Annotated in this window: 22 protein-coding genes; 18 read left to right on the forward strand and 4 right to left on the reverse strand. The window is 41.1% G+C overall.

All coding sequences use genetic code 11. From position 1 onward, the window contains the following. Window positions 1-104: 104 nt before the first annotated feature. The 8 genes from IBX40_02555 (at window position 105) to IBX40_02590 (ending at window position 7291) form a co-directional block, all read left to right on the forward strand. Window positions 105-689, forward strand: a complete 585-nt coding sequence (locus tag IBX40_02555) for a S26 family signal peptidase (protein ID MBE0523205.1) — start codon at window positions 105-107, stop codon at window positions 687-689. A gap of 254 nt (window positions 690-943) precedes the next feature. Continuing rightward, window positions 944-1237 (forward strand): hypothetical protein, encoded by a 294-nt coding sequence (locus IBX40_02560; protein ID MBE0523206.1) that lies wholly within the window; start codon window positions 944-946, stop codon window positions 1235-1237. Between the two features lie 280 nt (window positions 1238-1517). Beyond that, on the forward strand, window positions 1518-1790 hold the full coding sequence (locus tag IBX40_02565) for a type II toxin-antitoxin system HicB family antitoxin (protein MBE0523207.1): 273 nt from the start codon (window positions 1518-1520) through the stop codon (window positions 1788-1790). A 357-nt stretch (window positions 1791-2147) separates the two neighbouring features. Next, the gene (locus IBX40_02570) at window positions 2148-2330 is read left to right on the forward strand and encodes a methytransferase partner Trm112 (GenBank protein MBE0523208.1); all 183 of its coding nucleotides are present in this window, start codon (window positions 2148-2150) and stop codon (window positions 2328-2330) included. A 14-nt stretch (window positions 2331-2344) separates the two neighbouring features. Then, window positions 2345-3001 (forward strand): hypothetical protein, encoded by a 657-nt coding sequence (locus IBX40_02575; protein ID MBE0523209.1) that lies wholly within the window; start codon window positions 2345-2347, stop codon window positions 2999-3001. A gap of 6 nt (window positions 3002-3007) precedes the next feature. After that, complete coding sequence (gene pyrG / locus IBX40_02580; GenBank protein ID MBE0523210.1) at window positions 3008-4594, forward strand: CTP synthase (glutamine hydrolyzing); 1587 nt, start codon at window positions 3008-3010, stop codon at window positions 4592-4594. Window positions 4595-4615: 21 nt separating this feature from the next. Continuing rightward, complete coding sequence (gene aroA, locus IBX40_02585) at window positions 4616-5899, forward strand: 3-phosphoshikimate 1-carboxyvinyltransferase (GenBank protein ID MBE0523211.1); 1284 nt, start codon at window positions 4616-4618, stop codon at window positions 5897-5899. A gap of 531 nt (window positions 5900-6430) precedes the next feature. Beyond that, a complete protein-coding gene (locus tag IBX40_02590; GenBank protein ID MBE0523212.1) occupies window positions 6431-7291 on the forward strand; it encodes a coiled-coil protein in 861 nt (286 codons plus the stop codon). Here the strand turns inward: IBX40_02590 and trmY are convergent. Continuing rightward, window positions 7288-7905, reverse strand: coding sequence for a tRNA (pseudouridine(54)-N(1))-methyltransferase TrmY (gene trmY, locus IBX40_02595; protein ID MBE0523213.1), 618 nt, complete (start codon window positions 7903-7905; stop codon window positions 7288-7290). The two genes, IBX40_02590 and trmY, sit on opposite strands and share 4 nt — an antisense overlap. A gap of 66 nt (window positions 7906-7971) precedes the next feature. On the opposite strand from trmY, the gene IBX40_02600 reads away from it, so the two are divergent. The 5 genes from IBX40_02600 (at window position 7972) to IBX40_02620 (ending at window position 12134) form a co-directional block, all read left to right on the forward strand. Next, window positions 7972-8604 (forward strand): metallophosphoesterase family protein, encoded by a 633-nt coding sequence (locus IBX40_02600; protein MBE0523214.1) that lies wholly within the window; start codon window positions 7972-7974, stop codon window positions 8602-8604. Window positions 8605-8606: 2 nt separating this feature from the next. Beyond that, window positions 8607-9365: an AAA family ATPase gene (locus IBX40_02605; GenBank protein MBE0523215.1), complete on the forward strand. Its 759-nt coding sequence runs from the start codon at window positions 8607-8609 to the stop codon at window positions 9363-9365. A gap of 18 nt (window positions 9366-9383) precedes the next feature. Continuing rightward, on the forward strand, window positions 9384-10286 hold the full coding sequence (locus tag IBX40_02610) for a triphosphoribosyl-dephospho-CoA synthase (protein MBE0523216.1): 903 nt from the start codon (window positions 9384-9386) through the stop codon (window positions 10284-10286). Further along, window positions 10283-10867, forward strand: coding sequence for a DUF447 family protein (locus IBX40_02615; GenBank protein ID MBE0523217.1), 585 nt, complete (start codon window positions 10283-10285; stop codon window positions 10865-10867). The genes IBX40_02610 and IBX40_02615 overlap by 4 nt, the downstream gene beginning before the upstream one ends. A 301-nt stretch (window positions 10868-11168) precedes the next feature. After that, window positions 11169-12134, forward strand: coding sequence for a tyrosine--tRNA ligase (locus tag IBX40_02620; GenBank protein MBE0523218.1), 966 nt, complete (start codon window positions 11169-11171; stop codon window positions 12132-12134). Window positions 12135-12192: 58 nt separating this feature from the next. On the opposite strand, the gene IBX40_02625 is transcribed toward IBX40_02620, so the two are convergent. Further along, on the reverse strand, window positions 12193-14232 hold the full coding sequence (locus tag IBX40_02625; protein ID MBE0523219.1) for a sodium-translocating pyrophosphatase: 2040 nt from the start codon (window positions 14230-14232) through the stop codon (window positions 12193-12195). A gap of 483 nt (window positions 14233-14715) precedes the next feature. On the opposite strand from IBX40_02625, the gene IBX40_02630 reads away from it, so the two are divergent. The 3 genes from IBX40_02630 (at window position 14716) to IBX40_02640 (ending at window position 16040) form a co-directional block, all read left to right on the forward strand. Beyond that, the gene (locus tag IBX40_02630; GenBank protein ID MBE0523220.1) at window positions 14716-15021 is read left to right on the forward strand and encodes a UPF0175 family protein; all 306 of its coding nucleotides are present in this window, start codon (window positions 14716-14718) and stop codon (window positions 15019-15021) included. After that, a complete protein-coding gene (locus IBX40_02635; GenBank protein MBE0523221.1) occupies window positions 15018-15515 on the forward strand; it encodes a hypothetical protein in 498 nt (165 codons plus the stop codon). Before IBX40_02630 ends, IBX40_02635 begins: the two co-directional genes overlap by 4 nt. Before the next feature lie 189 nt (window positions 15516-15704). After that, complete coding sequence (locus IBX40_02640; protein MBE0523222.1) at window positions 15705-16040, forward strand: DUF2111 domain-containing protein; 336 nt, start codon at window positions 15705-15707, stop codon at window positions 16038-16040. On the opposite strand, the gene IBX40_02645 is transcribed toward IBX40_02640, so the two are convergent. Next, window positions 16037-18769 (reverse strand): UPF0182 family protein, encoded by a 2733-nt coding sequence (locus tag IBX40_02645; protein MBE0523223.1) that lies wholly within the window; start codon window positions 18767-18769, stop codon window positions 16037-16039. The two genes, IBX40_02640 and IBX40_02645, sit on opposite strands and share 4 nt — an antisense overlap. A gap of 90 nt (window positions 18770-18859) precedes the next feature. Between IBX40_02645 and dinB the strand changes: the two genes are divergently transcribed. Together dinB and tnpA are read left to right on the forward strand one after the other, a co-directional pair. After that, window positions 18860-19948 carry a DNA polymerase IV gene (gene dinB, locus IBX40_02650; protein ID MBE0523224.1) on the forward strand — a complete coding sequence of 363 codons (1089 nt, stop codon included), beginning with the start codon at window positions 18860-18862 and terminating at the stop codon, window positions 19946-19948. Window positions 19949-20377: 429 nt separating this feature from the next. Further along, complete coding sequence (gene tnpA / locus IBX40_02655) at window positions 20378-20785, forward strand: IS200/IS605 family transposase (GenBank protein MBE0523225.1); 408 nt, start codon at window positions 20378-20380, stop codon at window positions 20783-20785. Window positions 20786-20875: 90 nt separating this feature from the next. On the opposite strand, the gene IBX40_02660 is transcribed toward tnpA, so the two are convergent. After that, window positions 20876-21067, reverse strand: coding sequence for a transposase (locus IBX40_02660; protein ID MBE0523226.1), 192 nt, complete (start codon window positions 21065-21067; stop codon window positions 20876-20878). Between the last annotated feature and the right edge of the window lie 90 nt (window positions 21068-21157).

The following is a 21157-nucleotide window of genomic DNA, read 5'->3' on the forward strand; positions in this document are numbered from 1 at the left end:
TGCCAAAAAACGTTAACAAGCCCCGTATCCTTCAAGTACGGGGTATAGTGACTTTAGTATGTAGTTAAAGTAACCATGCCAACATAAAAATGGATGAAATTAAAATGAAAGTTTGGATAAAGGCTCTATTGGTACTTGTTATAGTGATATTTACGATAAAAGTATCAGCGTATGCGGCATCCGGAACATGGCAACCGGCATTCGCCATGGAAGCTGGGAGTATGAAGCCAAATATGGATATAGGCGATGTGATTTTGATACAATCGCCCAATCGCACAAATATCATAACCTGTGAAGATGGTGAGACGCTTAATTACAAATCGTTTCATGACTATGGTGATGTAATCATATATCATCCATATGGTAGTTTCCATAGAACACCCATACTGCATAGGGCCATGTACTGGGTGGAAGAAGGCGAGCCCATGTGGGCCAATGGGTCTCCTGCACCTCATGCTGGATATATTACCAAAGGAGATAATAATAGAGCAATTGATCAAGCGGCTTCTATCAGCACACTTCAACCTGTTAAACAAGAATGGATTATAGGCGTGGCGAGGGTAAGGATCCCTTACATGGGGTATTTATTATCGGGTATAGTTGGAACACTTCTTATATATGCTGTGATATATGCGACTATTGTGGGATATTTACTTAGAAGGAAAAGGATATTTTTAAATCCGAAATAACCACCCAAGGATGCCCCCGAATTCATTCGGGGGTGGCACGGACGGGGCTCACATGCCCTCAACCTCATGCTCGAAGGAAGCGATAGGAGGAAAAAACTTCCTTCAAAACTTAAAAATAGGCGCTCATGCCTTTTCATGGCTATTTTGAATATCGGAGGCTCTCGCGTCCCACGATCTTATGTTGTTACCGTTGTCTTCTGAACTTGTGCAAACATATAAAAAGTTGATAATTAAATTTAGAAAGGGGTAAGACCATGATAAAAATCGAAGAGCCAGTAAAATTAGCAATTGTCTCAGCCGTTCTTACGATGGCGGTGACAATATTTTTTAAGAATATAGTACACAAACCACAAGATGTTGTATCTTTGTCTTCAATTCCATTATATCTTTTTATCGGATATATAATAGGAACGTATGGTGCTGCTAAAGTATGGGTAGGTACGACGCTATTTATCACACTTGCAATGGCTGCATTTTACGTTCTTTTAGGGTTTTTCATTTGCTTCCCTGCGCCTGTATTGAAAACTAAAATCATCGAACCAATGTAAATATCAATGGTATGAGCATCATCCTGATGCCTTCGGACCTCTGGTCTGGAGTCCTTCACTGAAGGGTGGTATCGTACTGTATACCGAGGTCGTGGTAGGTCGAAAGACTTAATGGAGAAGAAAAGAAAAAGAGATATGTGATAATCAACACTCGTCTGAAAGAACATATAGATATGCAAAGTTCTGAGACAACATTAGATAGGTAGGATATGCGAAGTAAATTCAGATATAACATTATGAGACATTCCTTTAATAGGATGAAACAGATAGGTGTTAAACAATGGTAGTTCGGTTCATTCTTACTGACTATGTAAACTCGCTAATGGCACATGCTGTTTACGACAAATTGGATGATGGCACATATGCCGGGCGAATTCTACAATGTAAAGGGGTGATTGCATTTGGAATAACTTTGCATGAATGCGAAGATGAACTCCACTCCACTCTTGAAGAGTGGATTTTATTAGGTCTTAAGCTAGGCCATCCATTACCAGTGATTGCAGAGATCGATCTGAATAAGGTGCCTGCATATGAGCCAGTGGAAGCCATGTAAGCGACGAGATTTTATTCGAAAGCTCCGCAAGTTAGGTTTCAAAGGGCCATATTCTGGTACCCGTCACCAATTTATAGTATTTGAAAAACATCGTCTTGCAATCCCTTCAAATGCTGAATATTCCATGCAACAACTCCGGATGATGATTCGAGAAGTTGAAGAAATACTGAATCGAAAAATTAATTTGAATGAGTGGGACAAACTGTAATGATTATATTATCCGACCTCTATTTCTTGGATGCCTCGGACAGGGCTGGTACAATTGGTTAAAAATAATCCAATGAATCATAATATAATCGGTAATTTGATAAATCACTATGTCCTTTATACCGATAAAATTGTTGTGAGTTGACATTTGTGAAACATGAACTAATGGAAATATTATGCTGTCCGATGTGTAAAGGTGATCTGGTCCTTACAATAGATGAAGAAGATGATAAAGAGATCATTAAAGGTTCTCTGTTCTGCAGTAAGTGCAATGAACATTATCCCATCGAAGATGGCATTCCAAATATGCTTCCACCAGATTTGAGAGATTAAATTTCGAGGGATCTGTGCTACAAATCCATATAAACCGGAGAAAAGCAAACTCAATTGAGTTTGAAAAACCAGAGATTAAAGTGCCAATGCGACCTGGTGGAGAATGCAGTTTCGAAATTGCTTTAATAAATTATGGCACTCCCACCCGCGTGCATTTATCAACTACTGATAGTATAAGGAATTATGTAACATTCCTGCAGGATAACCCATATGTAACAAACCAGGAATGGATACCAGTAGTAGTCAAGCTTCCTTCCGACATTTCCATTGGAGAAGGAAAAATAAAGGTTATTACCGGTTATGGATCACATACTGAAACAATTAATGTTCACATAGGTGGACAAAAGGTTGAATCAAAACCAAAACCCTCTGTTGATGTGGATACAAGACTTGGAGACCCCAAATATAAAGTGGAAAATACGAAAACAAGGAATAGAAAATTAGATGTATCTGCCGGTGAAAAGAAAATACCAAAACCCGTCAAACATGAAAAACTGATAATACCGTTTTTAATGATCTTGCTTGTTACATGGATCTTATTGATCACTTTTGTTATTAAAATATTTGATCCTATGTTGGGTGCACTATCAGTGTCGATTATTTTAATATTTCTCATTTTTTATAGTGCAATAAGTGTAATGTCATCAAATATTACAAAAAAAGAGGAATAATATATCATGAAATATGTCATAGTAACTGGCGGTGTAATGAGCGGGCTTGGGAAAGGAATTACAGCAGCCTCGATGGGACGGATTCTTAAAAATAAAGCATATGATGTCACTGCCATAAAGATCGACCCTTATATCAACCTCGATGCAGGTACCATGAATCCATTCCAGCATGGAGAAGTATATGTGTTAAAAGATGGGGGGGAAGTAGATCTTGATCTTGGTAACTATGAGCGATTCTTAGATATTGAGCTAACAAGCGAACACAACCTAACGACCGGAAAGATATACCAGACAGTAATTAACAAGGAACGTAGAGGCGATTACCTGGGTAAGACAGTACAGATCATCCCCCATGTTACCAATGAGATCAAGGAGAGGATAAGGAAGGTCGCAAAGAACAGCGGTGCTGAGATATGCCTGGTAGAAGTCGGCGGCACTGTAGGCGATATCGAAAGCATGCCGTTTTTAGAAGCTGTCAGGCAATTGCACAACGAAGAAGATGAAGAAGATGTGGTATTAATACATGTGACCCTGGTACCCATGGATGCCCAGGGAGAGCAGAAGACCAAACCCACCCAGCATTCTGTTAAAGAATTGAGGCAGTTAGGCCTGCATCCGGACATGATAGTCACAAGATGTAAAAAACCAGTATTAGGGGACACGAAGGAAAAGATAGCATTATTTTGTGATGTCCAGGCAAAGGAAGTAATAAGCGCCCATGATGCTGAGGATATTTATATGGTCCCCCTGCAGATGGAACAGGAGGGAGCTGCTGACTATCTTCTATCCAAACTAGGACTGAAGCCCAAGCAAAATCTAAGGGAGTGGGACAAGATGGTTGAGAAGATGCGATCGTCCACTGGGATCGTACAGGTGGCTGTTGTGGGAAAATATACTGACCTTGAAGATTCATATCTGAGTATCAGGGAAAGCTTAAAGCATGCCGGCATAGAGGCGGGATGTAATGTGAAAGCCTCCTGGATCGATGCCGAAGAACTGGAGAACGATCCTAAAGCTATTGATAACTTATCTAAATTTGACGGGATACTGGTTCCCGGTGGTTTTGGAGTTAGAGGGACCGAAGGCAAGATTACTGCTATTACTTATGCAAGGGAAAATAACGTGCCATATCTGGGCCTTTGCCTGGGTATGCAAATGGCAGTGATTGAATTTGCCAGAAATATGGTCGGATATAAGGATGCAAACAGTTCTGAACTATCAGCCACTGAACATCCAGTGATCGATCTGCTCCCTGAACAGGAAGGTGTGGTTGAAATGGGTGCGACTATGAGGTTGGGAGATTATTATGCAGACCTTATTCCGGGAAGCCTGGCCGAGAAGCTCTACGGCACAAACCATATTGTTGAGCGCCATCGTCACAGATATGAGGTAAATCCTCAATTTATCGAGGCAATAGAAGCAAAAGGAATGAAATTTACAGGCAAAAACAAGAACCGTATGGAGATCGCTGAGATACCTGGTCATAAATTCTTTTTTGCTACCCAGTTCCATCCAGAGTTCAAGAGTAGGCCCAACAGACCATCGCCTCCATTTTTAGGATTTGTCCAGGCTATGCTGGATAAAAATAATTAAAAGAAATACAATGAAGGCAATATGCAGACAAATATTAATAAATCCACACTAAAAGGATCAATTTTTGCACCTCCTTCTAAGAGTTATACCCACAGGGCCATTGTCATGTCTGCACTTACTGACCAGGCGGTGGTACATCGTCCCCTCATTTCTGCTGATACTATGGCTTCAATATATGCATGCAGGTCCTTAGGTGCAACTATTATTGAAGAAAATGATAAACTTATTATCAGTGGTATAAAAGGCAGGCCAACAATACCGGACAATATAATTGATGTGGCAAACAGCGGCACTACACTGCGATTGATCATGGCGGTCAGTGCATTATGTGATGGAGAAACTGTATTAACCGGAGATGATTCTATACAAACCCGGCCAAACACACCTTTGATAGAAGCATTGAACCAGTTAGGAGCAAAAGTAATTTCAACAAAAGATGACGGTACAGCTCCTATAGTGGTCAAAGGACCCATGTCAGGTGGGGAAGCCGTGGTGGACGGCAATATTAGCAGCCAGTTCTTTTCTGCTCTGCTCATTGCCTGCCCTTTATGTCCTGAAGAGAGTTTGATCAAAGTAAAAGGAACTTTGAAATCCAGACCTTATGTTGAGATCACATTAGATATGCTAAAAATGGCAGGCATCTCCATAATATTGAATGAAGACCATAGCGGTTATCTAACATTTACCATTCCTCCTGGCCAGTCATATTCATTTAGCGAATATACAGTACCAGGCGATTTTTCCTCAGCATCCTACCTATTAGCAGCCGGTGCTTTGGTAGGTGAAGAAATTACAGTTCGGGGATTATTCCCCAGTCATCAGGGAGATGCAGCCATTATACCTATCCTGCAAGATATGGGAGCTGATCTTCAATGGGACAAAAATCACGGTATAGTAAATGTTAGAAAGAGCCAGTTAAGAGGTGTAACAGTGGATGTAAGTATGACACCTGACCTGGTCCCAACATTAGCAGTATTGGGAGCAGCAGCCCAGGGACAAATGGTTATTGAGAATGCTGGACATGTCAGGTTTAAGGAAACGGACCGACTGCATGCCATGACAGTTGAGCTTTCTAAAATGGGTGTCAATATAAAGGAAGAACCTGACCGGCTAATTATTAAGGGCCAGGAGATGCACGGTTCAAATGTCAGCGGGTGGCATGACCACCGTATTGTAATGGCCTTGACAGTGGCAGGATTTGTTGTTGGGGGTACAACAATTGATACAGCTGAATCAGTGAATATTTCCTTCCCCGGTTTTTTCGAAAATATGAAAAAGCTTGGTGGTAAGATTATTATCGATTAAAATAATTGTTTATACATAATGTAGTGTTTTCACTTCAATCCAGGTTTTTGAACATCAATTTGAGGCGCCGCAAATTGAAAACATATCGGTTTAACGGTTTTTAACATTGTTGCCTCTTATCTGGCATCCATAGTAATAGTAATCTACCTTTTTATTATCCGTGTTTCAAGGCCTCTCTTTAGAGCATGAAAGACCCGAAAAGGTTAAAAAGGATGTAATTATTGATAAGAATAATCTCAGGATAGTCCATTATTGCTTTGTTAATAAGTAGATTTCTGGATTTTTAGTATTATGGTGATAAATTTGATTGAAACTGTGAGTCTTTTAAAATTAATAAATTTTATAGTCTTACCTGCAGGTCATCAAAGAAATAATTCTCAAAATCTTATTCCTAGATTATCAAAGTAAACGACTAGCTAAACTTGATTAAGGCAATCAAGATTTGATAACAAATTGTTGTCAAGGTATCGTGCATTATGAGGTGCATGAAATGCCAGCGATCGGTAGCTGGAAAAGGAGGATTAATGGTTAATGTTAGAAGATATGCAGAAAAGAAAATCAGACTTAAAAGTAAAATCTGAAGAATATAAGGAAATGCGCAATGAGCTCAATACTGAAGCTAGTACACTGGCATCAAAAAGAAATGAGCTGAATAAGGGCACAAAAGAACTCATTGATGAAGCTCAAGAACTTAAAAACCTAAGAGATTCAAATAATGCATCTGTCAGGGAGAATAAAGTCTTCCGCGACGAGTTTAATGAAAAAGCGAATAAGATTTTTGCCCAGATCGATACCATCAGGAAGGATTTAAATCTCAGTGATGGCCCATCTCTCAAAGCCCTAAGCCGTGAAATAGAGCATCTCGAATTCAGACAGCAGACTGAAGTGTTGGATTCCAATAAGGAAAGGGAACTGGTAGAAACTATATCCCACCTCACCGAAGAGTTTAAAGTCAAGAAACAACAGCTCGAAGGGAATCTGGAAATTAAAACCTTTTTTGAAGATGCCCAGAAATTAAGGGATGAAGCATCTGTATATCACGATAAAGTAAAAGAATTTGCTGATGCGGCACAGGAATATCATGAAAAGATGATCAAGACGTTCAAAGAAGCAGACAAGATACGTGTCGAATCTGACAAAGTTCATAGGGATTTTGTAAAAGTTCAAGAATCTGCTGATGAACAACACAGGCTTTTCATAAAGACCCAAAAAGAGATCCGTGATTTTGATAAGATTATCATCGGTCTTAAGAGGAAGAGCAAAACAGGGAAGGAAACTATTGCCAAAGCTGCTGTCAAAAAGGAAGCAGAAGATATATATTCACAATTCAAACTTGGCGAGAAGATCAGTACCGAAGATTTATTCATACTTCAGAGATCAGGGATGCATTAAGCATCCCCCTTCATATTTCGATCAAATTCGTTATTAACAAGTACAATGCAATGATCAGCATGCAGGCTGACAGGTCCTATATTAATTATATTTGATCCTGCATCTTTAATGATAGATTCTTCTTCTGGTGTCATACCCATATGATCACCTAATACGAATACAACATCATCGAGCAATGGTTTTTCATCACTTTTCCTGATATCAATACCATCCTCAGATAAGTAGAGCAATATTTTATTTTCAGCCCCATCCATAACCTCATGTATAATATCATTCAGATCTCCTTTCCTTATCCATACTCCCGGAGTAGATAGTTTCCAATGAGACCCTGCATTTTTATCAAGAGCTTTCTTGATAAGCGAACCGCTACTTCGTTCGTCAGGGTTTAGGTACCTTACATTTTTTCCTTCAAACTTTACGATCTTAGAAGTTTCAGGTTCACCTAAAAGTACCAGATAGATTACTACATCCCGTCGCAGGTCGTGACTTAAAAAAAGGGATGAATTCACACATCGGCACAGTATATCCATTCTCCCGCCAGTGCCTGGCAGGTCATTCAGGTTGAAATTACTATCTGTCCGGGCCTTATGGCCCACTACAATGAACTCTCGCATGCTGATACAAGATGCATAATAATATATTTGTCTAACGATAAAGGGAAAAGTGATGAGGTGCCCTGGATGAAACTGCTTGCTTTATCTGATATTCATGGGAATTATTCAAAAGTTGATGCTTTAAAGCATCGTGCCGGGAGGATCGATGCGGTCCTTATAGTGGGTGATATTACGAATTTCGGACCTGACAGCGATGCCAATAAACTAATTGACATGTTCGATGTGCCCATATTGGCCATACCTGGAAATTGCGACCATCCAAGTATATTGGAAACACTTGAAAAATCCGAAGCCATTAATTTGCATAATACCTGTCATACCATAGGTGAAGTAGATTTCATTGGACTTGGAGGTTCTAACACAACACCTTTTAAAACCCCGTTCGAACTGACAGACAAGGAAATTGAAAAATCATTGGAAGATCTATTGGATAAAAGCAGTGCCTTAAGAACTGTATTATTGAGTCATGCCCCTCCTCAGGGGTATGTAGATGAATTGCCAATAGGGCATGTAGGCAGTCCGTCTATAACAAAATTCATAGACCGCCTGAGTTTAATCGTATGCGGTCATATCCATGAAGCCAGGGGTATAGCCAAAAAAGGCAATACAAGTATTGTAAATGTGGGCGAGGCTTCTAAAGGATATGGTGCTATGATCACAATAAACGATAATATCTGTATAGAACTTATTGAAGTGTAACTATGAAAATTGCAGTAACAGGCAAAGGCGGTGTGGGAAAGACCACGCTTGCAGGGACATTGGCACGGTTGTTGGCCAGGGACGGATTGGATGTACTGGCCATTGATGCGGATGCTGATATGAACCTGGCATCCGCATTAGGAATTGATATTCCTCCATCTCCATTAACAGACCACAGAGAATTCATTGATGAACGTGCCGGAGGTCCGGTAGGTATTTTCAAACTGAATCCTAAAGTGGACGATGTAGTGCAGCGTTTCGGAATTATCGGACCTGATGGGGTGAGGATGCTGGTCATGGGTACTGTCGAAAAGGGCGGTTCCGGGTGCATGTGCCCGGCATCTTCATTTTTGCGAGCCCTGATGAAACATGTGGTGTTCAAGGAATCTTCATTTGTAATTCTTGATATGGAAGCAGGTATCGAACATCTGGGTAGGGGGACCACAAGAGGAATTGACCTGATGATAATCGTGGTGGAACCTGGCAGTCGCAGTATTGAAACGGCATCCAGGATCAAAGATCTTGCCGGTGATATTGGGATAAGCAGATTGGCTGCAGTGATAAATAAGGTCAGGGATGTAGAAATTAAAGAGATAGAATCCCGGCTTGCTTCAATGGGAATACCTGTATTGGGTTCAATCCCCTATGATAATTCAATGATAACAGCAGATCTTAACAACCAGTCCCCTGTAGAGACCAAAGGACCAGCACTAGAAGCATTAAAAGAGATAAAAAACCGTTTGCTAGCTGGTGAATACTAGATAGAATTGGAATTTGTTATGATTAAAAATAGCCATCTTGTAGCACAATATGCTCAGCTCGCCATGATATTGGAGGTTTGTGCCACTCCAAAACCAGGTAATATCGATAGAGACCATAATTACCCTGATACACAATTCGAGCATTTTCTTGCTTCAGCAGTAAGTGTATATCCTGTGATGAAAAAAGCATCCACTGACAGTAAGGATATCGGCCGATATATTTATTCAGCAGTTATGGAAAGTGCAAAATGGCAAAGCGGGGGCAACACCCATTTTGGTGCATTCATAATGTTAGTACCATTGGTAATGGCTGGTGGAAGAATTGTGGATAAAATTGACGGGACAACCGGTATCTTCCCTGAACTTAACAGGCTAACTGTGGAATTAATAAAAAATACCGATACCAATGATGCAGTGGCACTATACCGTGCCTTTGAAGCGGCTGGTGTAAGGGTGATGGATGTTGGCGATCTTGATCTGAAAGACCCTTCCTCAATTGAGGAAATAAGAACAAAAGAAACCACATTATACCAGCTAATGGAGATGTCTTCTTCTTATGACATGATCGCCAGGGAATGGACAGCAGGTTATCCGCTGACATTCAAATGTGCAAGTAGTATTCTGGAAAAATACAATGCTACAAATATCAATGATGCTGTTGTGTGGACATTTATGGAGATACTGGCTGACAATCCTGATACATTTATTCAGACAAAGTCTGACAACCATGTTGCACAGATTGTTTCCGATCAGGCTAAGCAAATAGTTGATAAGATCAATAAATCAGGGTTTGAAAATACCAGGGAGGATATCATGAAATTGGATGAACAGTTCATCAAAGACGGTATCAATCCCGGGTCCACTGCCGACATTATTATAGCCGGTCTTTTTGTTGCTTTGTTAGGTGGATTGAGATTTTGAAAATTGATCTGGACCAATACGGGATATTGGAAGGGATTAATGAGACTATTATTACTACAATCTCTCTGAATGGCAGGTTCAATGCTGCCCCGATAGGGATAATCAGGCGGGATGGAAAACTCATGGTCCGGATATATAATGGATCCCATACATGTAGCAATATACAGGATACAGGACTTTTTGCAGCCAATATGGTGGATGATCCCGTATTGTTTGTGCAATCAGCTTTGTCAGACCTGGATGACAAAATGTTTGAAACAATAAAAATTGATAAATATGGCGTTTTTCCAATTTTGAACAAATCTTCTGCATGGATTATTTTCAAGGCTGATTATGAAAAGGGAACTACAGCAATACAGGCAGAATTGTATCCGGTTACAGGTGAAATTAGAAGATCTGGTATAACAACCATTAATCGAGGGTTTAATGCTGTGATCGAAGCAACAATATATGCTACCAGGTATATTGCTTTTAAAGATGAGAAATATTTAAGGAAGGTAAAAACATTTAAAAATATAATTGATAAATGCGGTGGGAATCAGGAAAAAGAAGCTTATGAATTGATAATTAAATTATTATGAATTATCAAAAATATCAAAATAATTATATAAAATGGTTCACAGTTCCATAATCCAGTTATTTTGGCATCACTGTTCGTATATAACCTTAAAATAACTGGAAAATGATATTGTGCCGTCGTGTTGACCGCAAAGGCCCTGGACAAGATGATCGGCATGCATGTTGTGGGTGTAACTGACTATATCACCAAACCTTTCGGGCGTCAAGAAGGTCTTGGGTGAATGAAAAACAGTTTTTTTTTCTGACGACGATATATTTATAATATCTGAAATTGTGTATTCTGGAGTTTATCAGGTGGCAGATATGGACAGATTAGCACTTATAAAGCGTAACACAGAAGAAATTGTAACCCAGGAAGAACTTGAACGACTTGTAGAATCCAAAACCACTCCTACTGCTTATGTGGGGTACGAGCCCAGCGGTAAGATACACCTGGGGCATGTGCTGACCGTAAACAAGCTCATCGATCTGCAAAATGCCGGATTTGAAATCACTGTACTGCTGGCAGATGTCCATGCGTACCTGAATGAAAAAGGCACCCTGGATGAAGTCAAGAAGATCGCTGATTTTAATAAAGAATGTTTCATTGCCCTGGGGCTTGATGAAAATAAGACCAATTATGTTTATGGTTCCGATTACCAGTTGGAACCCGAATACATGATCAATGTCCTGAAACTGGCCAGGGCGACCACCCTGAACCGTGCCAAGCGCAGCATGGATGAGGTGAGCCGAAATGCCGATAATCCCATGGTATCCCAGATGGTCTACCCGCTGATGCAGGCCGTAGATATTGCCATGCTGGGAGTTGATGTGGCCGTGGGCGGGATCGATCAGCGCAAGATCCACATGCTGGCCAGGGAAGGATTGCCTACCATGGGATATAAAGCACCTACCTGCATTCACACACCTATCCTGCTGGGACTGGACGGTAAAAAAATGTCTTCATCAGCGAACAATTTCATTTCCATGGATGATTCCGAAAAGGCGGTTAAAAAGAAGATCAATAAGGCCTTCTGTCCAGAAGGAGATATTGTTGATAATCCTGTACTGGCATTATTCAGGTATCATATCATACCAAGGTACGAGGAAATCACCATCAAGCGGCCTGAAAAGTATGGTGGTGACCTGCATTATGAGTCCTATGAGGAGATGGAAGCTGCCTTTGCATCAAAGGAACTGCACCCAATGGACCTGAAAGCCGGTGCGGCGGATTACATGAACATAATACTTGAACCTGTGCGTGAGAAGATGTTTTCCGATTCCAATTGAAATCAGGTTTATTTAAAAAAATGGAAGGGGAATGCCCTTCCTAAAATCTTATTCTATATTAGAACAGCCCGGAATTTATGAACAAAGCAGAGAACAGGATCGCGATCATGTTCACTACCTTGATAAGTGCATTCAGCGCCGGACCTGAGGTATCCTTGAACGGGTCGCCCACGGTATCGCCTACTATGGCAGCTTTGTGAGCCTCTGAGCCTTTGCCGCCATATGCACCGTCCTCGATAAGCTTTTTGGCATTATCCCATGCGCCTCCGCCATTAGCCATCATCAGGGCCATCATCAAGCCAACTACAATGATACCGATAAGCATGCCGGCCAGTGCTTCTTTACCAAGTAGCATTCCAACAGCCAGGGGTACACCAATAGCCATTATGCCGGGGAGTGCCATTTCCCTGATGGCAGCTTTTGTAACGATGTCTACACACTTACCGTATTCAGGTTTGGCTGTGCCTTCCATGATGCCGGGTATTTCCCTGAACTGGCGCCTGACCTCGTTGACCACTTCAAATGCGGCTTTTCCGACTGCTTTCATAGTAACTGCACTGAACAGGAATGGAAGCAGTCCACCAATGAACAGACCTACCAGCACAAGCGGATTGGAAAGACTAAGGTCACTTGCATTTAGATCCACTTTGTTTGTGAAGTCCGCGAACAGGGCCAGTGCGCCCAGTCCCGCAGAACCAATAGCATATCCCTTGGTCACTGCTTTAGTGGTGTTACCTACACTGTCAAGGGCATCGGTGGTCTTCCTGGTTTCTTCTGGCAGGTTTGCCATCTCGGCAATACCGCCCGCATTATCGGTAATTGGACCGTACGAATCAAGGGCAACGATGATGCCTGTGGTGGAGAGCATGGCAGCTGCTGCGATTGCTATGCTATACATACCGACGATTTCCTGTCCATCGATAAAACCACCGCCAACATAGAATGCTCCCAGTATACCAGTGGCTATCACGATAACAGGCAGGCCCGTACTCTCTAAACCCACGGCCAGACCGGTAATGATATTTGTACCGGCACCGGTCTGTGAGGAATCTGCGATGGATTTCACAGGCCTGAATGAACCGGATGTGTAGTACTCGGTAATTATTACTATCAGAACCATAATGAGCGTGCCGATAAGGGCAGAGTAATAGAATTTGATATCTCCCATCAGTATATCGTTCACGAAATAGAACAGTACAAGACTAATTATAGCCGCAACAGCCACGCCTTTGTACAGTGCCTTCATAATCTTCCCGTCATCTCCAATCTTGACAAAGAACACTGCAATGATGGATGCCACAATGGCAGATGAACCCAGCATTAGCGGGAACAGAATTGCATTAGGGAACTGGTCAATGACAAGTCCGCCAAGCAGCATTGCTGCCAGTGCAGTCACCACATAGGTTTCGAACAGGTCGGCTCCCATACCTGCACAATCGCCAACATTGTCGCCTACGTTATCTGCTATGACGCCAGCATTTCGCGGGTCATCCTCGGGAATGCCTGCCTCAATCTTGCCTACCAGGTCAGCACCTACATCGGCTGCCTTGGTGAATATACCGCCGCCTACCCTGGCGAACAGGCTTATTAGACTGGCACCGAAACCGAAGCCAATTACCATGTCAACATCGCCGAACAATATGTAAAAACCGCTTGTACCCAGCAGTGCCAGACCAACAACAGCCAGACCTGTGACAGCGCCGCCCTTGAATGCCACATCCATGGCACCCTGCAAGCCTTCTTTGGCTTTGTTTGCGGTCCTGACATTGGCCCTGACCGAGACGTTCATGCCGATATATCCGGCAAGTGCCGAACTTATGGCTCCGGCCAGGAATCCGACCGTGGTCTTCAGGTTCATTCCGCTTTCTTTTGGCAGTGCCAAAAACATGACAACTGCCAGAATCACCGCGACTATTGCAATAGTCCTGTACTGTCGATTCAGATACGCCATGGCACCTTCCTGAATTGCGCCTGCAATCTTTCGCATTTCTTCTGTACCTGGATCGTGCTTAAGGACGGTCCGTGCAAATATGCCTGCAAATGTAATACTAAGTAATCCTGCCAGTGGGGCAAGATATACTAAAGTTGAATAATCCATATATGTCCTCCTTTCAAATAAATGCCAATAGTTACTTCAATTAGTTATATATTGAAATAATTTCGCAATAAATATTTTAGCAAAGCTAAATCTGGCGTGATAATGGATTACATATATTAAAAGATTAACGGAATGCACAGACATAGTGATAAATTATTTAACCGCCGCAATATCCATATATGAGAGAGATACAGTCACCATTCTGAAGTTGTCCAAAGTGTGGACGCATAAACAAAGCTGGATTTCCAGAGGATGTAACACAGCCCGCCCAATATGGTCCGCTGCTAAAAGCTTTTGGAGGGCTGAATAGTTACCTATTTTACATTAAATCAAACGTTCATTTCGGGCAAAAGCTGGTTCAAGGGCTAATCTCTTAGCGTGCGTGTACGTAGAAATCGTGGCGATACCCCTTATTGTATGGATGAGAACCGAAAGTTTAGCATAAATATTTATGTGTGCAATCACTATCTTTTGAATACAAACATGGGAACTACAATTACTACTCGAGTGCCTGAAGACCTTGAAAAGAAAATCGAAAAAATCTCTCATATAGAACATTTAGATAAATCAACCGTGGTACGCCGACTTCTGAATAGGGCAGTGCAAGAATGGCTGATAGAGGATGCTTTGACTCAGTACCAAGAAGGGAAGATTACCATCGGAAGGGCAGCCAGAATGGTTGGTATACCGCTGCGTGAGATGATAGCCATTGCATCCAGGAAGGGGATACCTTTCCAATACAGCTTGGACGATCTGAGAGAAGACTTTCAGGCAGCAGAGAACATATGATCGTCAGTAATTCTACTGTGCTGATTTACCTTGCAAAGATTGGGAAGCTTGCCTTGCTAAAAGAACTTTTTAGAGAGGTCTCAATCCCTACGGAAGTATTCGCTGAGGTTGTTATAAGAGGAAAAGAACAGCAGCATCCGGATGCTTTTATTGTAGAAAGTGCAGTGAAAGAGGGCTGGATCTACGTAAAGGATATCGAAGCTGTTGGGGAACTAGAAGAATTTGGTATAGATCTTGGCGAAGCGCAAGCAATATCTCTCGCAAAATCTCTTGGTATTCCTGTCCTGCTTGACCAGACACATGCTAGAATTGCAGCTAAAGCGCTTGGATTGAGACCTAGTGGGACTATCTTTGTTCTGCTTGCAGCACTTCGAAAAAAGTTCCTTACCTATGAGGATTATCCGGACTCACTGCAAGATCTTGTAAAAGCAGGATTCAGAATGAGTGATGGGGTATATTTAGAAGCGTTGAGATTGGGAAAACGAATAGAGTAAAACTGACCACGGTTTGAATTCTGAAAAATGAGACTTATTAATTTCTTCTGTTTGAATAAAATCTGCGTCCAAACCACTGAATCAAAAGGAAGTGAAGAAAGGAAGATAATCCAGTGATAAAATATATATAAAGTCACTGTCATGCAATACCTTATATATAATTATTGTTAGTGTAGTATGGGTGAAAAAATGGCAGAACTTGAGATTAATGAAAATTCCACGAGTGAAGAACTGGAATCCATCGCCATTGCATTATATGGGATTATCGGGCTTCCGATCACGATGAGGAGTAAAAACCACAAGGGTGTAAGGATCGAAGGCAGTAAAGTGGTTGATTATAATTATACAGGTGAATATCTTGAGGAAGGATTGAAAACAGGAAATATTATTCATGGATTGGCTAAAAGTGGACCCTATAAGGATATGCCTGTAATAGTTTCACCCATAAAAAATAAGGCCGGTAAAACAATAGCAGTGATTGGAGCCGTAAATCTTTCCGGTTTTATTGATCTGGCGCGATTCTAAGTCCCTTCTTTTTGTAAGGATTTTTCAAGGTCTTCTAGGAGGGTATCAACTACCTTCATTTCCCGCCCGTAATTTTCCAGGTCACCATTTTCCAGATATCCTTTTGCACTATTATAATGGGAGATAATCGCATCCAATGATTCAGAAAGGGTTTTTATTTCTTTACCTGGCTCATAAGCCGTGATTGCGACATCTTCTCCAAGCACTGCTAAAATCCCCTCTTCCAGCGAATCCGCCATAACCACCTTGTTTTCATATGCTACAAGGATCTTTTTAAGTTCAGGGATACTGGATGAAGATGCAGCAGAAATGTACAGTGGCTCTATATAAAGGAGCGAGCCCCTGATCGGTATGACAAGCATGTTCCCGCGGATCACATCAGAACCACCCTGGCTCCAGAGTGTGAGGTCCTTTGAGATAAACTCGTCTTGGTCGATCAATGCTTCGATCTGGGCAGTTCCGTATATCAGCTTATCTTTTGGGAACTCGAACACGATCTTTTCACCATAATTGGGAGAGTCCTGGTTCACTGCCATCCAGGCGATCAAATTATCCTTGTTGCTGGGAGTAAATGGTAGTATCATTACAAAATCAGTTGATCCTTCCAGATCCAGCAGTACATTATAAGGCTCCACATTAATCAGTGAATTGGCATATTTCTCTTTTGACATCTGCCATTTGTCCTCCTTGTTGTAGAACACTTCAGGGATCTTCATGTGATAATCAGTATATATCTGAGATTGAATCAGGAACAGGTCGGGTGAATATCGCAAATGCTGCTGAAGACCAGTGGGCATCTGGTCAATAGGTTTGAACACACCAGGGAATATCCTGGAATAAGTAGTAAGGATGGGGTCCTCTTCAATTAAATAATAAGTGATGGTACCGTCATACGCATCGACCACAGCCTTGACAGAATCCTGGATATAGTTGATTTTCGTATTTCCGACCCACATAGGCTCAGAATATGGATACTCGTCAGTGTAAACAAAGGCATTGAGGATCCAGTAAATTTGCCCGTCATCATTTAACACTACGTAAGCATCTTTATCCAGCAGCAGATACGGAGTAATGAGTCTTACACGATCTACCACATTTCGGTAGATATGGAGCTTGCTGTTAGAGGAAATATCAGAGGAAGTGACAATCTTCCAGTCTCCCAGGGTAAGGGCTGATATAAATTCGTTAACTCCTCCCATCTTAATCCCCCCTGTTCCCGAATAGTTGGTGACCATATTGGTATTTCCGCTGGGGTAATCGAACTCCTCACGTCCCGTTCCAGTAAATATATATGTATCAGTCTTCTCGCCATAATATATCCTGGGCTGGTCAATAACAAGTGAAGGAATATTGCTGACAGGAGGGATGTTCTCAACATACATCTCAGGTAGTCCCTGGTCTACGATCTTATTTCCTGGGGACATAACCACTCCAATGCCATGAGTGAACTTTACATGTTTATTAAGCCAGGTATCTGCTGGCAGCAGTTCATAATAGATCTCCCTTGCTGATAACCAGACCTGGGTCTTATTACCGTTAATAGAATACCTGTCAATATCCACATCATTAAACCCGTAATACGTGCGTATAGCCTGTTTTTGCTGGTATATGGTCCGCAGGGGCCGATAATCCCATAACCTGGCATTGGTAATGGAAGGGTCATCCAGAATATCAGTAGACAGATTATATGTTAGTGGATATGGCCGGACACTCACCTCATCAAGATCATAGGCCAGGTTGGTCATTTTGATATTATCTTCAATATATGGTTTCTCCAATTCCAGCTCATTGGGTGATACCTTGAATTCCTGCAGCAGGCCAGCAGTTATCCCGCCAAGAGTGGATACCAGGAATATGGCAACAACCATACCCAAAATAATTTTTTTATCTGATAATGTGCCTGAATCCCTTCTCCACCAGACAAATAACAATCCAATGGCAGAGAGAACCAGGATTAATGAAATAATTACAGGGATGTACTGTTTTATTGCAACATCAATATAACCGGCACCATATACAACACCTGTTTCACTGTAGAGGATATTGTAGCGTCCAAGATATGTCTTTATGCCCAGGATAGATATAAATCCAGCCGCTACAAGCCTTAGATTTAATGGAATTCTCGAAAGCAACTTCCAGTTGTAAGTTGCATATAATCCTGCAAGCAACAGTAAACTTAAGAATAAGATTACCAGGAAATAATTTAGTAGCACCTTGTAAAAAGGCAGTTGAAACACATAAAATGCAATATCATTGTTAAATATGGGATCTGTCTCACCGAATGGAGTTCGTTTTAAATACATAAGCATAATGAGCCATGATCCGGATATAACAAGTCCTTCCATTATCGAAAAAATGGTGATAACAATATAAACAGGGAGTTGACCTGCCTTTAAAGCCAGGGACATATCCTTTTTTGGGATCATGTCAATGTATTCTTTTTTAGGATCTGTGAAATACTGGGATTCCCACAAGGACACCATTTCTTTGCCTGATTGTAGAATAGTCTTCTTTCCAGATTGAAATATGATGATTAAAATAAGTGCACTTAGCATTGTGAATATGAAGAATAGTGGAATTGCAGTCTTGTATTTTACCAGGAATACGTCTGCATATCCAGTGGATTCAAACCATAGAAAATCAAGAGCCAACCTTGAAAGGGCTGGTATAAATAAAATTAGAAAAAAAATCAATACTATTAGTATTTCTTTGATATTTTTAGGTGCCATATTTTTCCCTCCCTATGGGAATTATTATGTTAGTGATGAGAGTACTTAACATATCCTGTATCGGGAATTAAACATACTGGAAATCATTCAATGAACCGCATTATCCTCCATGTGGATATGGACAGTTTCTATGCATCTGTGGAGCAAAGGGAGAATCCATCACTTATAGGGCTACCAGTAGTGGTGGGGGCAGATCCAAAAAACGGTATGGCTAGAGGTGTTGTCAGTACCTGCACATATGAAGCCCGGAGCTATGGGATACATTCCGGGATGCCCATTTTCAGGGCATTTAAACTATGTCCGGATGCGGTGTTCCTGCCTGTTAATATGAGGTTATATAAGGATGTTTCCCGCAATATTATGAGAATTTTCAGGTCTTTTGCCGATAAATTCCAGCAGGTCAGTGTGGATGAAGCTTATCTGGATATCAGTGATATTGTGCAGGATTTTAAAGAAGCTGAAAGTTTAGGCCACCAGATAAAATCCCTCATCAAAACCCGGGAAAACCTGACATGTTCTATAGGGATTGCTCCTAACAAGTCAGTGGCCAAGATAGCTTCGGATTTCAATAAACCCAACGGTCTGACTGTAGTTGAACCCGATAGGATGACGGGATTTCTTGAACCGTTAGAAGTACGCAAACTTTCCGGAATAGGCAAGAAAAACGAAGAGATACTCCATAGTATGGGTATAAAGACTATAGGCCAGTTGGCTGATTTTGAGGAAGAAAAACTCACAGACATCTTTGGTAAATGGGGGAAAATGATGATCAAACTGGCCAGGGGTCTGGATGACAGTGAGGTGAAGGAGAGGTCTGACACCAAATCAATAAGCAAGGAGAGGACTTTTTCTAAAGATATTGGTGACCAAATATTATTGGATGATTATCTTGAGAATATTGCTGAAAAGGTGCACAACGCGTTGGTACATGAAGGTTATTCTTTCAGGACTGTCTCAGTAAAAGTGAGGCAAGAAGATTTTACCACTTATACAAGAGCTTTAACACTGGATAACCATACACAGGATTTAGGATCAATTAAACGATTATCCAGAGAACTTGGATCTGAATTTTTTGACGGAAGAAAAATAAGGTTATTGGGAATTAAATTATCACAACTTAGCAAGAAAAAGAATAAACAGACCACACTAGACGATTTTTTTCATGGTATCAGACGATGACTTTTCCAAAAAAAGAAATGTGTGGGCACCAGAATGTCCAAATTGCGGGGAAAAAATGATTTTTTCATGGTATGAAAAGGGACCACCTAAAAAAAATGTACGTTTTGGAAGCAAATTACCTGACTGGCTACATCAAATGTTTAGCCATAATTACAATTGATTTGCATCCGAAGGGTGCTTTCTTGTCCAGGTTTTGGCATCTGCCTGCCGGACCTTTTCGATCATTCGCAGGGTGTACGGGTTGAAGCTGTTGCCCCGTTCACAAAGACCACGCTCCTACCTGCCCGCGATATAGGTCGAAAGGTGTAAGAGGAGGTCCAGCACGAATCGGGAGAGACCATCGCTAAAGGTTATTGTGGATGTCTATCATAATACTTTCACAGAGCTTTTCACAATAGCTTAATATGCTTTTTTTCAAAGTATTCCACCATGAAAAAAGAATTGAGGCGTGATAGACATACGGTGTCATTGCTTACCGACCACATGGTTTTCAGTCCTAAGTACAGGGCCAAGATACTTGTCGGAGATGTGAGGTTGTTGACTGAAGCTCTAATTAGAAAGACCTGTTTGGAACTGGATATAAAAATCATTGATATGTCAGTAAATTCTGATCACGTGCATCTTTTTATACAATACCCTCCTAAATATTCAGTAAGTTATATAGCCAAAATGATCAAAGGTAGAACCAGCAGAATCTTGAGACAGGAATTTCCAGAACTAAAAGAATGGTGTCGGAAAAGTCTCTGGGCTCCAAGCTGTTATCACGGAAGTGTAGGTCATGGATGGGAAATTGTTGAAAAATATATTGCCGGACAAGATCGAAAATCAAAAGGCTAAGGCCTATTACAGGCCTTGTGACTTAACAGGCTGTCCGATAATTTGAAAATCGAAATATACAGAATAAATTATTAAATACAGAATTAGCATTTAAACTACTTGTTGCTTAAGATTTTGTTTCTTCTTGTGAAATCTCTTAATGTTATTGCCTGAACAAATTAAGTTAAACTCTGTTTTTACGGTTTTTAACCCTCTTGTAAGAAAACTCGTTACTCCTTTATTCTCTTTAATATCCCCAAATACAGGTTCTACGATTAGTTTTCTTAACTGAGCCAGTGGCAAACTTGCTAGAATTCCCTAAAAATTCAATTAAAACTCAATTAACTCCTTAATCTCTAAAAAATTTCTTCTGATGGCTTAGATTGACAACCT

This window comes from Methanosarcinales archaeon (assembly GCA_014859725.1).
Lineage (GTDB): Archaea > Halobacteriota > Methanosarcinia > Methanosarcinales > Methanocomedenaceae > Kmv04.